Here is a 13904-nt window from a genome sequence, read left to right as displayed (position 1 = left end):
CTTAGCCCCCGGCCGCCTGCGACGCCGCAAGGGCCGCATCCCAGAACGGATTGGCAAAAAGCAGGATCATCGCAACGACAAAGCAATAGATCGCGGTGGATTCGATCATCGCAAGGCTGACAAACAAGGTGCGCGACAAGGTTGCGGCCGCATCGGGTTGTTGCGCGATGGCGCTCAGCGCGGTCGAGGCCGCCTTGCCTTCACCCAAGGCCGGGCCGATCGCGCCGAAAGACACGGTAAACCCGGCGGTAAAGATGGAAATGGCGGCGATGATGGCAAGATCGGTCATTTGGTTTCCTTTGTCGTTTCGGTCATGTCGGCGGCAGGGGAAGGGGAAGGGGCGGTCGCGCTTGAAATATAAACGGTGGCAAGGATGGCAAAGATATAGGCCTGGATAACGCCCGTCAGCAGGCCCAGCATATCCATCAGCACCGGAAAGAAAAACGGCGCCACGCCCAGCAGGATGACGGCGATGATGGCCCCGCTCATGATGTTGCCATACAGGCGTATCGCCAGCGATATGCCGCGCGATGCCTCGCCGATGATGTTGAAGGGCAGCATTACAACCGACGGCTCGATATAGGTTTTCAGATAACCGCCAAGGCCCCGGCTGCCGATGCCGAACAGCGGCACCGCGATCAGCACCGACAGCGCCAGCGCCGCCGTGGTGGACAGCGACGCGGTGGGCGTCGCAAACCCCGGAATGACGGTTGCAAGGTTGGCCATCACGATAAACAAGAACAGCGTGCCCGAAAAATACAGCACGCGCGGGTCACGCCGCCCGGTGATTTCGGCAATCTGCCCGACGATGCCGTTCACAACCACCTCCAGCGCGGTGCGCCAGCGGTTTGGCGGCACATCCGGGCGCAGGTTGCGGGTGATCAGCGCCGATACGCCCGTGAGCAGGGCCATGATGACCCAGGTGTTAAAGATTGTGGCGTTGACCGGAAGGCCGAAGGCGGTGAACAGCAGGCTGTCATCAGGGGTCATCTGCATGGTTTTGCCCCCTGATCACCCGGCAAGCGTGCAAGGCTTATCGCGCCCAGGCGGATCAGAAAGAAGGCAAGCGCAAAGCCCAGAAACGCCCAGACGCCCTGCCCTGCCACCAGCCAGCCTACGGCCAGCAGTGCGGCAATCCGCAGGGCTGCGCTGATCAGCAGCACGGGCATCGGGCGCGCCGCGCGCAACGCCAGACGCATGCTCCAGGCAAGGCCGGCAAAGAATAGCCCAGCCGCAACCGCGCCCAGCGCTGCGCCAAAGCCAAGGTTTGCCCAGTCAAGGTTCAGCCAGTCAAAAGCCATCATTTCCCGTCTCCTTCCTTGTCAATCCAGCCCCAGGCGATGAAGCCGCCCAACACCACGCCGCCCAACAGCAGCGCCACAACCCATGAAAACGCTTGCGGCGCAACCCGGTCCAGCCAGAGGCCCAGAAACGCACCGCCTACGGTTGGCACGGCAATTGCCCAGCCGATCATGCCAAAGGTGCCGATACCGCGCAGCGGGCTTGGCCCCGGATTGTCACGCGCCGCCTTGATGCGCCGGGCGCGCTGGCCGATATCTTGGGCGGATTTATCCGGCTTTTCGGTCACGGGTGCGGCTCCCTCAGGCTGGCAAAGCGGCGCACCATATCGGCCTCCAGCCGCGACAGGGCGGCACGGGCAACCCGCTCTTCGTCTTCCAGACCTGCAAAACTGCTGCCTACGGTTTCGCGCAGGGCCTCAAGGCTGTCACTTTCCACCGCACGACGCACAGCCACCTCTACCCGGTGGCCTTTCTTGACCAAAAGCCCCTCGTCAATGCCGTAAATCCGCTCGCAGCCATCGGCTTGGGTGATCAGCAGAACCGAGGGCACAAGGGCTGTGACGAAATCGACATGGTTGGGCAGGATGCCAAAACCACCATCCGCAGCCTCGGCGCGCAGGCAGGCAGCAGGCCCATCGAACAACACTTTGGACGGCAACCGCAGACAGACCTGCATTTCACTGGCCATGCTCATGCCGCATCCGCCTGCAGATCAGACAGCGCGCCGATCATGTAATAGGCGCTTTCGGGCAGATCAAAGGTGGTCTGCGACAAGATCGCCTCACACCCGTCCAGCGTTTCCGAAATCGTGACCAGTTTGCCCGCCGTGCCCGCCATCGCGTCAACGGTGAAAAACGGCTGGGTCAAAAACCGCTCCAACCTGCGGGCGCGGGCAACCACGGCGCGATCATGGGCTGAAAGCTCCTCAATCCCCAGCATGGCGATGATGTCGCGCAGCCCCTCATATTCCGCGAGGGTACGGCGCACGGCGCGGGCAATATCATAATGGCGCTGGCCAACGACCGCGGGCGTCAGCATCACCGAGGTCGAGGCCAGCGGATCAACCGCCGGATAAAGCCCCTCGCTGGCACGTTTGCGCGACAACACCACCGAAGCCGACAGATGCGAAAAGATATGCGCCGCCGCCGGGTCGGTGAAATCATCGGCGGGCACATAGACGGCCTGAATTGACGTGATCGACCCTTTGCGGGTTGAGGCGATACGTTCCTCCAGTGTCGCAAGTTCGGTTGCCAGAGTGGGCTGATAGCCGACACGGCTGGGCATCCGGCCCAACAGGCCCGACACCTCGGACCCGGCCTGCACAAAGCGAAAGATATTGTCGATCAGCAGCAAAACATCCTGCCCGCGATCATCACGGAAATATTCCGCCATCGTCAGGGCCGACTTGCCGATCAAAAAACGCACGCCGGGGGCCTCGTTCATCTGGCCAAACAGCATGACCATCTTGTCGCGCACGCCGGCCTCGCCCATCTCGCGCCACAGCTCCTCGGCCTCACGCGAACGCTCACCGATACCGCAAAACAGGCTGACCCCGTGGTGATGTTCCACCGTGTTGTGGATAAGTTCGCTCAGCAGCACCGTCTTGCCGACGCCCGCACCACCGAACAACCCGGTTTTGCCGCCGCGCTCGATCGGTGACAACAGGTCAATCGCCTTGATCCCGGTTTCCAGAACTTCGGCGCGCAGCACGCGGTCTGACAAGGGGGGCGGTGGTTGGTGAATTGCCCGGTGTGTTTCGGTTTGCGGTGGCGGCAATCCGTCCAGCGGCGCGCCAAAGACATTCAGCATCCGGCCCAGCACCGCCTCACCCACCGGAACGGCAATCGGGGCCCCGCTAGAGGTGACCGCCGCACCAAGCGCCAGCCCGCGCACCGATCCAAGGGCGATACAGCGCACAACACCCCCGCCAACCAGCAATGCCACCTCTAACGCGATATCGCCCGCGTATAGCAAGGTGGTGATGCGCGGCGGGGCAGTTGCAAAGGCAACATCCACAACACCGCTGCGAATAGCGACAACAGAACCCCTGGGTTTGCTGCCGACGGCCTCATCTGCGTGGGTAGTCATCTTTCGGCCTCTCTTTGTGCGGCAGTCGGCAAGCGGCCATACCATCATCAACAAGATCTTGCACGCGGGCGCTGAAACCGGCCCTGTCCGGGGCCAGAACCATCACCACGGCCGCACCATCCGCAGTTTTGCCAAGATGGTCAAGCGCGCGTGATGCCGCGCCCCCCGCAGCGCGCCCATGGCTACAAATTCAGCCGCAAGCCAGAAGCGCCACACCTACAGGTTGCGCAGCCGCAGTGCCAACGCCAGAAACAAGGTGCCAACCGCCATCGCAAAGATGCCGATCACCCAAGCCAGCGTGACCAATCCGACCTGCGGCAAGGCGCTTAACAATACACCGAACAAGATTGATACCATCCCCCCGACGATCAAGAACCATTCGCCTGTGATCTCGTGACGGATCTTGAACGCAAGCACGATCCGCAGCATGCCACCAACAACGGCCCAAGCGGCGATGACCATCAAAAGCACAAGCAACGTCAGCCCCGGCAAAAGCAAAGTCAGCAACCCGACGACAATCCCGAAGGCAGCTTCGAACACCAGTGGCCAAACCCGCGTCATTCGGTCGCGATTGCGCGCGGCGTCGATCAAGCCGACGATGCCGTCAACCAGCACATAGGCCCCGAACAACATGACCAACGCAGACAGGGTCAGCGTCGGCCAGGCAAAGGCCATGATGCCAAACACAATGGCCGAAACGCCGCGCAGCAAGAAAATCCACCAACTGCGTTGCAAGGTATCCATCATATCAGCCATTTTGAACGTCCTATCTGAATGGGCATAGGCATACACTGCAGCTTCCTGCCCGCTTGCGCAAGATCACCCGCGCCCGATCCGGCCATCCGGTGCCACCAAACCCGCAGGCACCCCAAGCGCCGCCCCCCCTTTGGCCCTGCCCAGACCTGCCCCCCGGACCAGCCGACCAGCGTTTTACAATCGCCCGGCCAAGAGGGCGACACTTGACGCACATCAATGACACGGACAGGTCGAGGCCCTAGCGTTTCAATCTAGGGATGTTTGGTACACCACAATCGGGGGCGGCAGTAACGTCGAAGTTCAGCAAAACCATTGGGGTATTGGTCATGTTGCGGATCATATTACAGACAGCTTGCGTGCTTTTCCTTGCCTCGGCTGTCCATGCCCAAGATGCTGGACCGCCCAGCGGGCCCGTCAGCGAAACCGCCGCACAAAGTGACCAAAACCTTACAAAACCAGAAAATTCCGGGCCAAAACTGACCGCAGACCATGCAAAATTCAAAAAGCTGCAAGGGCCTTTCGCCACCGGATCAGACGTTACCAAAGCTTGCCTGAGCTGCCACACCGAGGCGGGCAAGCAAGTCACGCAATCGCTGCATTGGACATGGGAAACCCTTAACCCCGCAACCGGGCAAACCCTTGGCAAGAAAACCGTGCTGAATTCGTTTTGCGGCAACCTTGCCAGCAATGAGCCGCGCTGCACCTCTTGTCATGCCGGTTATGACTGGAAAGAGACTGCCAGTTACGACTTTGCCGATGAAAGCAAGGTGGATTGCCTTGCCTGCCACGACACCACCGGCGACTATGTGAAATGGCCAACCGAGGCGGGTAACCCGCTTTATGCCCCGCGCACGCAGGCCAGCCGCAACGTGCCCTACCCGCAATCGTTGATCGTGCAGGAACCGGATGGAAAAGTGACCCACCTGCCGCCTGATCTGGCCAAGGTCGCCACCAATGTTGGCCGACCAACACGCGAAAACTGCGGCAATTGCCATTTTTACGGCGGGGGCGGTGATAATGTGAAGCATGGCGATCTGTCATCGGCGCTGCTGGCCCCAAGCCCCCAAGTCGATGTGCATATGTCGCCGCAAGGGGCCAATATGGTTTGCGTGGATTGCCATGTGGGTGATGGCCACACTTGGCCCGGTTCGCGCTATCATGGCACCATCACTGACACGTCAGAACAGCGGCCGGGGATGCGCAACACCGATATTCTTGCCTGCAATTCGTGCCATACCGCAAAACCGCATAAGGCGCTGTCGCTGAAGGGCAACAAGCTGAATGATCACACTGATCGTGTGGCCTGCCAGACCTGCCATATCCCGGAATACGCCAAGGGCGGCATTGCCACCAAAACCTGGTGGGACTGGTCAACCGCAGGCAAGCTGAAAGACGGTAAACCCTATGTGGAAAAGGATGAAAACGGGCTTGACAGCTATCTGACCATCAAGGGCGATTTTCGCTGGGGTACCGATGTTGTGCCGGATTATGCGTTCTGGGACGGTATCGTCGAATATACCTTGCTGGGCGACAAGATTGACCCGACAGCCATTGTCGGCATCAACCGGATTGGCGGCAGCGCAGAACAGCCGGGATCAATGATCTTTCCGTTCAAGCGGATGCTGGGCAAGCAGGCCTATGATGAAATCAACCAATATCTGATCCAAAGCAACGTCTACGGCCCCGAAGGTGATAGCGCCTTCTGGACCAATTATGACTGGGGCAAGGCGCTGGCGGCAGGTATGGCGGGCAGCGATGTGCCCTATTCCGGCAAGTTCGGCTTTGTCGAAACCGAAATGTGGTGGCCCACCACCCATATGGTCGCCCCCGCGAATGAGGCCCTGCAATGCGCGGAATGTCACGCCAAAGATGGCAGGCTGGACAATCTGGCCGGGTTTTACCTGCCGGGCCGCGACGGCTTTGCCATAACCGACCGGGTTGGTTTGTGGCTGCTGGCATTGGCGCTGGCGGGGGTCGTTTTGCACGCGACTGCGCGAATTGTGCTGCGCCGCCGTAATGGCAAGGAGGGCTAGGCCATGGCTGATCGTCAATATCTCAAGATATTCAGCCGCTTCGAACGGTTCTGGCATTGGGCGCAGGCGGCGCTGGTTTTGGCGCTGCTGTTCACTGGCGCACGGTTGCACGGGCTGATCGGCGGTGTAGACTGGTCAGCCGCCTTCGCGCTGCATCTGGTCGCGGCAGGGCTTATCATCGTGCTGTGGGTCTTTGCGATCTTCTGGCATCTGACCACAGGTGCCTGGCAGCATTACATCCCGACCTTGCGCAATCTGATCCCGGTGATCGGTTACTATGCTTATGGTATCTTTCGCGGCGCGGCGCATCCGGCCAAGCCGACCCTTCACCGCAAGCACAACCCGTTGCAACGGCTTAGCTATCTGTTCCTGAAGCTGGTGATCAATCCGGCGATCTGGGCGACGGGTGTATTGTATCTGACCATCAATCTGACCGGATTGGACCTGCAGACGGTGGCATGGCTGCATGTGATCTCGGCCTATGCCATGGCAATTTTCGTGGTGATCCACGTCTATATGGCAACCACGGGTGACACCCCGACCGCCTATCTGAAGGCGATGACCACAGGTTACGAATGGGTCATCGTGGAAGAAGACAAGGCCAAGGGGCCAATGACCACCCGCGCAAAACACTGAAATATATTGGCCGGCAAGGCTGCAATTTTAGTCAGCAAGACCCCATATCTCTTGTAACCCTCACCCCCGCATAAAAGGATATCATCATGGCAAATCGTGCAAACACCACAGCCGAAATCGAAAATGCCCTGAACGCCGCGCAGGCAGTATTCACCGCGAACCCTACATTTATGGCGCCGCAGACAAAGCAGTTTCTTGAAGCGCAAGAACAGTTTTTTGCGGGGATCGAGAAATTCTCATCCGCCTGGTTTCATCGGCGGCAAGAGGCGACAAAATCCCTGATTGAAGTTGGCAGGCGCCTGTCAGCAGAGGGGCGCCCCGACCCCGCCAGCGCGATGAAAGAGATCATCACCTGGCAAACCGGCGCAATGGCGCGTCTTGTCGAAGATGCCAAGGACTGCACCGAAATGATGCGCCGCTGTGCGCCGGGCGCTGTGCAAACCGCAGCCGAAACCGCAGCCGAAGATCAAAGCGCCCCAACTCAGGCACCGCCCCAAACCCCGACTCAGGCAACAAAGGCAAACAAAGCCCCCACCGTCTGAGCAATCCCGTCCAGGCTCTGCCAAAGGAGTAAATCGAAATGGATCGTAAAGATGCCTATCAGGCCAAGTTGCAGGCGCAGCTTGACGAATGGAAAGCCGATATCGCCAAGCTGCGCGCAAAAGCCGAAAAGGCGCAGGCCGAGGCGCGGTTGAAATATATGGAAGAGGTTGATGACCTGCGCGCCCAGCAGAAAAAGGCTGAAGCACGTCTGGAGGCTTTGCAAAACGCCCAAGGTGAGGCGTGGAAAGATTTGAAATCCGGCGTTGAGGCCGCATGGGATGAAATGGGCGATGCGATGAAGCGGGCATGGGGACGATTTTCCTGATATGCCGCAGCGACCAGTCCCGCCAACCCTGGCAAGGCCGCCAATCGGCGGCCTTGCCGCGGTACGGGAAAATCCCGAACGGCCAATATCCCCAGAACGCGTAGCGCGGCAGGGTGTTGGCGATCAACGATGTATCAAGTATTTTCCGAAACGTGTTGGCTGGGCGCGCAACACCTTGGCAGCTTGTAGCAAAGCGACGAAAGTCGGTGGTCGCGCACCATCCACGTCAGGCTGCATGGCGTCAAGGCCCGTCGCGCAAAGCGGCGGCAACAAATCCGCCCCCAGCCCTACCCTTTTTTCTGCAACTGGAACTGTCTGGCTATGAAATCTCTGGGTCAGCCGTTGCGCTCGACCCGCGCCAAGGAAATGAAATGACCATTTCGTATCGTCAAACCCGCAAATTCCGTTTTCTGGCCGGGACAGCCCTATGGGTGCTGACGATGGCCCCTATGGCCCTGGCCCAGCATGATTTCATGCCCGCGCCGCCGAAACCGCCAACAATCACCCCGCCCAGCGTCTACGCCCCGCCAAAACTGCCCAGCGCGCCCGCCCCCAAAACGCCCGCCCCAGCGGTACAAGCACCCCAACCCAAAGCCGCGCCAAGCACAAAACCGGCGAGCCCCGCCGCCGCACCGCAACCCGACAGCCCCGAACGGATCGCCCTGCGCGGTTTGCAGCAGTCTTTGGCAGCCGCCGGGTTTGATCCGGGGCCGGCGGATGGCCTGATCGGCAACCGAACCCGAAGCGCCTTGGACGAATGGATCGGCAGCCTTGAAGACGAAACCCATGCCGACAAAGCCCGCGCGGCGTTGCAGGCCGAAGATTTCGCGGCCCTCGCAGCTCTGATCAGCAATCCCCCCCTTTCCCCCGTTGTTGTCGAAACGCTGCAACTGGCCGCACCCGCATCAGGCGGCCCTTCGGGCAGCAGCGGGGCTGGAAGTGGCACCGGTGGGGACGGCGGCGGGGACGGCGGCGGGGACGGCGGCGGGCTGCCGGCCGAAAGCGACGAGGGGATGTTGAACCGCAAGGCCCCAAAACTGCAGCCCGACGCCGATCTTGTGCGGCTATTGGCGCGCTATGATGAGCAGGCAAAACAGATGAGCCCTGAAGCCTTGGCCAAAGAGGTTCAAGGGGTTGCCATGCTGACGCTGGACGAGCCCACAACCGCAATATTGGACGCAGACCTGACCGTCAGGCTTGCTGAAGGTTACGGCGGCTACAACAGCTTTTACGACCGCAAAAAAGCGCTTGAACAAGAACGGGATCGCCTGCTGGAAAGCTTTGAATACAGTGACCAGATGGCCCGGCTAGAGGAGGCCCGCGCGAATTACTATATCGCGCTTGGCAATGAACAGATCGTCGCAGACCGCAGTTTCACCCAAGCCAATGAGCGAGTCGCGAAAGCGGTCAAAAATAGCGAAGCCCTGCTTGCTGACAGTAAAAGCCGCCAGCCCCAACTTGTAGCCGCGCTTACCGAAGCGATCACAAAAGGCTATAGCGAAAGCTGGACCAATCTGAAACGAAGCAGCGTAGAATTCAATCAACGAAACATAACTGAAAGGCTTCCCGCTCAGATTCTGCGCCAGCGGTCGACCGAGTATTTCAACCAGACGCTTGCAACCACGTCGATAGAGTATGGGGGGACGCCCTATTCATTCGGTGGTGCCCCAAGGTTCAACGCTGACGGTGAGTTGATAAACAAGGAAAGCGACCGCTTTCTGGCCGACATAGAAACGCATTTTACCAACCTGCAAAATGAACGCCAGGCGCTTGAGGATTGGAAGCTGCGGGTGGAAGCCCTTCAAGATGACGTGCTGACATTTCGCAACACCGTGGTATCTGGTGGCCAGACCGAGGAAGATATTGCCAAGCTTCAAGGCGATCTGCGCGACACCATGCAAGACCCTGTCGAGGATGTCCTGAACACATTGACCGAACTTGAAGAACCGGTGGAAATTGCAAAGCCCACCCCCGAAACACCCCCCGGCCCCGATACCAACCCTGATGACCCCGGGCCTGCCCCCGAGGAATATCTTGCAAATGCCGATGACCCGAATGCAGATCGCGACTCCTTGCTGGCGCGCAAGCAATCCGAAATCACCCAAACCTATGAGAGCATCGACCGCGCCCGCGCCGAGATGGAATCAATCGCCAAGCGCACGGACATAGCCGCCGAGGAAAAAGCCCAAATCATAGAGGGGTTAAAGGCCCGTATCGCCGCATTGGAAGGCTTTGCCAAAAGCGATCAGGCAACGCTTGCCGCGCTGGGGGGCAGCTATGATGCCACAGACAGAAAAGACGTTTCGGGGTTTGATCCCTACAAGCTTACCGAAACGGATATCGAACTTGCCCGCAGTGCTGAACACCAAAAAGCGTCTGAACGCTTTTACGAAGAGCTGGCCCTGGCGCGGGAGACCATCCGCGACACCGCCGAAGGGCTGGATGCGATCACATTGCAAGACCGCGTAACCACGCTTTCCGAGCGCTTGGCAAAGAACGCCGATGACATCAATACCCTGGCCGAAGATTTGCACAGTTACGCCACCAACATCCGCCTGACGCGCGAACAGGGGGAATTGGAATATCTGGCCGCCATGGCCGAAGATGCGGTGCTCGCCGCTGAAAGCAACCTTGCCTATACGCAAAGCATCTTGCAAACTTCAAAAAATGCCAACCTGCTGTTGCTTATGGGGGCTGCCGGTGGGGCGACATTTGGCGTGGGCGGGGTAACTGCGGCGCAGGCCGCTGCCGCACAGGGCGTTCTGGCCAGTATGGAAGGGGCGACGGGCGCGATTGAGGGCTATAGCACAGGCGGTATTCTTGAGGGGGTGACGAAAGGCGGGGCCGAGGCTGGCAAATACTATCTGCCGATAAATACTGCCCTTTCCCTTTCGCGGGATGAAGGTGCGGGCACAGTCGCCCTTGGCATCCTGGCCGATGCAGCCGTTCTGTTTACCGGCTACAAGGCAGCGCAGACCTATCTGGACAAGGCCACCGCCGCTCAGGCCGCCGTTACCCGCCAAGCGTTGACCCCCGCCGAACAGGCCGTATCACAGGCGGCCAGACAGGCGGTGGACAAGGCCGACGACCTTATCGGCAGCTATCAGCAGACAAAATGGACAGTGCAACAAGCACGGGCCACGGGCCTTGCCGATGAGGCCGCCGAGGCCAGCCTGCAACGGCTGGTCAAGGCGATTGATCGCAGCGATGAGGCAAAGCTGGCGCTGAAGGCGCGTGACCCCAAGTTGCAATATCAGTTCATCACCGATCAGGCCGAGATTATCAAAGACCCGGCAAAGCTGGCCTTTGAGGCAAACATGCGCGCATTGGGCTGGAGCGATGAGGCCATCAAGACCGGGTCCATTCGCAACGCGTCATCGGCGGGCACGGTGGGCCTTGATGATGATATCCGCCTGCTGGAGCCGTCTGTTCTGGACATGCTGGATGACCAGAAGACATTGCGCTGGACCGGGCCACAAGACCCGGACCTTCTGGCCGCCAAGGCAGAATTCAAGGCCGGGTTCACCCAAAATGGCAAGTCTGGTTCCCTTGTGCAGTGGGAGGCAGATGCAAAGGCCGCGATGGACAAGGCCTACCTTGACACAGTTGGCTACTCGGCAGCAGAAGCACGGATAAACATGACAACCTCAACCAACCTAGAGGCCTATGCCGATGTAGAATTGTTGCTGGGCCAAGGCGGCAGCGCGGGCTGGGCCGAACAAACCGCCGCAGTGACCCAGACGAAAATCCGTGAGGGGATAAAAGCTGCCGATGCCATGGGCCTTGGCAACAGCCCCCCTGCCAGCAGCCTGTCTGGCATCGGCCTGGAACACGCAGCAACCGAGGCCAAAGTGGCCGCGCGCGAATTGATAAAAGATCTTGCAGGAAAGGCCATGCGCGCGCGCCCCGATGTGGTTTTGTCGGACAACACCCAAAAACAGCTACGCATCATCGGCGGCCTTGCCAAAGGTATCCATGACCCCGCCGTCGCAAATCGGCTTTTGCTGGAGCAAACAGGAACAACCCTGTCCAGGACTCTGGAAACGCTGGGCGGGCAGGTAGAAGTATTGCTCAAGTTCGATTAAGCGGTTCCCCCGGCAAAGGTTCAAAGCGGCCCCGGCACGCGCCTGCCTTTTCGCAGCACTGGCAAAACTGCCCTGCCTGCGCCGCCCATTGTTCATCAATGGCCCATTCCCGCTGCTGCGCTGGCCGGCGCTGTCGATGGCCATATTTGCAACATATCTGCCTTATTGCTCTTTTGCCTTTCTGAATTGATCTGGATTAAATTCATTTCTTGCAATTTGTTTTACGCTCCCCAAATCCTCAAAAATATTCAGGAGTTCCCCAGCATGATCGCCTCTCTCTCCGCGCGCCTTCCGTCTGTTGCTGCGCTTTTGGCCCTTGGGCTTTCGGCCCCTGCTTTTGCCCTGCCTATCGACCACGAAGGACCTGAGGCACAACTGACAGCTGCGGATTCGACCCAGGCGCGCGCTGGCGCGGCAACCGCTTCGCAGATTTTGCAGCGGTTTTCACCCGTCGGAAATGCGTTTGCCCTGCCGGGCGCGCCGCGCCGGACTGAAGGGCTGGGCGAGGGTGCCGCCCAAGGGCTTGCGGGCGGCGATATGGCCGTGCTCAAGGGGTGGTCGCTCTGGGGTAGCGTCGTCGGCGGTTCCACACAGAACAGCTTTGCCCCGGAACAGCAAAAGGGCACGGTCTGGACCCTGTCCACCGGCGCTGATCGCCCCATCAGCGAGACGACGACCATGGGTGTCTCATTGACCTTCACGCATGAGGGGGCCGATACCGCGTTTGGCACAGGAACCCGCAGCGCAAACTCGGTCTATCTCGCGCCCTATGCCAGTTTCAAACTGAACGATTGGCTAAGTGCGGATGTGACGCTGGGCTATGGGCATACCGATACAAACCAGAAGCGCGATTTTCTGGGTACGCCGGTCACAGGCAGCCACAGCAGCCACAGCCTGTTCGGGGCGGCGAACCTGACGGCCTCCAAATGGCACGGCGCGACGCTGCTGTCTGGCGTGGTCGGGCTAAGCGGCAGTTCGACCCGGCGCGGCAGCTTTACCGAAAGCGATGGCACGGTAAACCTGTCCTCCAAAAGCCAGCAACTGCAGGCGCGGATCGGCGGCACGATCGGCTATTACATGGAACCGATGCTGCCCTATCTGTCGGTCGAATATATCTATGACCTGAAACAGGAACGCTCGCTTTTGCCCGGCGCCCCCAATGACCGCGACGAGTTTCGCGTCACCTTGGGCAGCCACATCTATGGCACTGGCGCAAACAAGAACCTGTCAGGCGGCTTTGCGGTAAGCCATTCGTTCAACCGCAGCGACAAAAAGGCCACCAATGTCAGCCTGAACCTGCGATTGGCGTTCTGAGAATTGCCGATGCAAGCGCCCTGCACCCGCCGCACGCTTTTGCTGGGTTTGGGCGGGCTGTTGGCCGCTGGCTGTGTGGGCCCTGCGCCGCGCGCCATGCCCCAAACCGGGCAGGCTGTTGTCTTTGATGCCCCCGGCCTTGCCATCCGGGGGCGCTACCATCCGCCAGCGGATGGCGCTGTGGCGCGGCGTCTTTGGGTCGTGATCGAGGGCGATGGCGCGGCATGGCCCCAAGGGCTGCCCCCCCAGGATCCAACCCCGCGCCACCCCGCAGGCCCCGGCCTGATCGCGGTTTTGCCCGCAAACGACGCACGCCTTTACCTTGCGCGCCCGTGTCACTACCTGACGCCTGCCGCACTGGCCGCTTGCGACAGGCACTATTGGACAAGTGCCAGGTTTTCCGCGCCCGTCCTCGCCGCGTATCGGGCGGTGGTCGCCCAATACGCCTTTGACCATCCGGTGATTTTGGTCGGTTTTTCCGGTGGTGGCGTCTTGGCCGCCGAACTGGCGCTCTCGTACAAGAATGTGGCGGGCCTGATTACCTTGGCAGCCCCCCTTGATCTTGACGCCTGGACCACGCATCACGGCGTACCGGCAGTGGTCACGGCGCGCGGCTCAGCCCGGCGGCTGCATGATCTGGCCCGCCTGCAAATTCCCACCCTGTACCTGTTTGGCGCGCGCGACAGCGTCGTCCCCCCCGCAATGCTGCACCGCACAGGCATGATCTTGCCAAAAAACAGCGTTCAGATCGTGCCCGGCCTGCGCCATTCAGGCAACTGGGCCGCCGTCTTGGCACCAATTGCAGCAAGGGCCCCATGGTAAG

14 protein-coding genes are annotated in these 13904 nt (G+C 60.1%); 7 read left to right on the top strand and 7 right to left on the bottom strand.

Going from position 1 to position 13904, the window contains the following annotated elements; translation table 11 throughout:
* Position 1 precedes the first annotated feature (1 nt).
* From VDP61_RS04535 to VDP61_RS04505, 7 genes are all read right to left on the bottom strand, one after another.
* Positions 2 to 289: a F0F1 ATP synthase subunit C gene (locus VDP61_RS04535; RefSeq protein ID WP_323005761.1), complete on the bottom strand. Its 288-nt coding sequence runs from the start codon at positions 287 to 289 to the stop codon at positions 2 to 4.
* On the bottom strand, positions 286 to 996 hold the full coding sequence (locus VDP61_RS04530; RefSeq protein WP_323005760.1) for a F0F1 ATP synthase subunit A: 711 nt from the start codon (positions 994 to 996) through the stop codon (positions 286 to 288). The genes VDP61_RS04535 and VDP61_RS04530 overlap by 4 nt, the downstream gene beginning before the upstream one ends.
* Positions 987 to 1304 (bottom strand): ATP synthase subunit I, encoded by a 318-nt coding sequence (locus VDP61_RS04525; RefSeq protein ID WP_323005759.1) that lies wholly within the window; start codon positions 1302 to 1304, stop codon positions 987 to 989. The genes VDP61_RS04530 and VDP61_RS04525 overlap by 10 nt, the downstream gene beginning before the upstream one ends.
* Positions 1301 to 1588 carry an AtpZ/AtpI family protein gene (locus VDP61_RS04520; protein WP_323005758.1) on the bottom strand — a complete coding sequence of 96 codons (288 nt, stop codon included), beginning with the start codon at positions 1586 to 1588 and terminating at the stop codon, positions 1301 to 1303. Before VDP61_RS04520 ends, VDP61_RS04525 begins: the two co-directional genes overlap by 4 nt.
* Positions 1585 to 1995, bottom strand: coding sequence for an ATPase (locus VDP61_RS04515; protein WP_323005757.1), 411 nt, complete (start codon positions 1993 to 1995; stop codon positions 1585 to 1587). The genes VDP61_RS04520 and VDP61_RS04515 overlap by 4 nt, the downstream gene beginning before the upstream one ends.
* The gene (gene atpD, locus VDP61_RS04510; protein ID WP_323005756.1) at positions 1992 to 3389 is read right to left on the bottom strand and encodes a F0F1 ATP synthase subunit beta; all 1398 of its coding nucleotides are present in this window, start codon (positions 3387 to 3389) and stop codon (positions 1992 to 1994) included. The genes VDP61_RS04515 and atpD overlap by 4 nt, the downstream gene beginning before the upstream one ends.
* A 216-nt stretch (positions 3390 to 3605) precedes the next feature.
* On the bottom strand, positions 3606 to 4145 hold the full coding sequence (locus tag VDP61_RS04505) for an HdeD family acid-resistance protein (protein ID WP_323005755.1): 540 nt from the start codon (positions 4143 to 4145) through the stop codon (positions 3606 to 3608).
* A 356-nt stretch (positions 4146 to 4501) separates the two neighbouring features.
* Between VDP61_RS04505 and VDP61_RS04500 the strand changes: the two genes are divergently transcribed.
* The 7 genes from VDP61_RS04500 to VDP61_RS04470 all read left to right on the top strand — a co-directional run bounded on the left by VDP61_RS04500 (position 4502) and on the right by VDP61_RS04470 (position 13903).
* Positions 4502 to 6178 (top strand): tetrathionate reductase family octaheme c-type cytochrome, encoded by a 1677-nt coding sequence (locus VDP61_RS04500; RefSeq protein ID WP_323005754.1) that lies wholly within the window; start codon positions 4502 to 4504, stop codon positions 6176 to 6178.
* A gap of 3 nt (positions 6179 to 6181) precedes the next feature.
* Positions 6182 to 6814, top strand: a complete 633-nt coding sequence (locus VDP61_RS04495) for a cytochrome b/b6 domain-containing protein (protein ID WP_323005753.1) — start codon at positions 6182 to 6184, stop codon at positions 6812 to 6814.
* A gap of 86 nt (positions 6815 to 6900) precedes the next feature.
* Entirely contained in the window at positions 6901 to 7356 is a 456-nt protein-coding gene (locus VDP61_RS04490) for a hypothetical protein (RefSeq protein WP_323005752.1), read from the top strand.
* A 38-nt stretch (positions 7357 to 7394) separates the two neighbouring features.
* Positions 7395 to 7682: a coiled coil domain-containing protein gene (locus tag VDP61_RS04485; RefSeq protein WP_323005751.1), complete on the top strand. Its 288-nt coding sequence runs from the start codon at positions 7395 to 7397 to the stop codon at positions 7680 to 7682.
* 371 nt (positions 7683 to 8053) lie between these two features.
* Positions 8054 to 11767, top strand: a complete 3714-nt coding sequence (locus VDP61_RS04480) for a hypothetical protein (protein WP_323005750.1) — start codon at positions 8054 to 8056, stop codon at positions 11765 to 11767.
* 264 nt (positions 11768 to 12031) lie between these two features.
* Positions 12032 to 13081 (top strand): autotransporter outer membrane beta-barrel domain-containing protein, encoded by a 1050-nt coding sequence (locus VDP61_RS04475; protein WP_323005749.1) that lies wholly within the window; start codon positions 12032 to 12034, stop codon positions 13079 to 13081.
* Between the two features lie 9 nt (positions 13082 to 13090).
* Positions 13091 to 13903: a hypothetical protein gene (locus tag VDP61_RS04470; RefSeq protein WP_323005748.1), complete on the top strand. Its 813-nt coding sequence runs from the start codon at positions 13091 to 13093 to the stop codon at positions 13901 to 13903.
* Position 13904 lies beyond the last annotated feature (1 nt).

It is taken from the genome of Pseudorhodobacter sp., assembly GCF_034675685.1.
Lineage (GTDB): Bacteria > Pseudomonadota > Alphaproteobacteria > Rhodobacterales > Rhodobacteraceae > Pseudorhodobacter.
The sequence above is the reverse complement of the archived record's forward strand: the minus strand, read 5'-3'. Positions and strand labels throughout refer to the sequence as shown.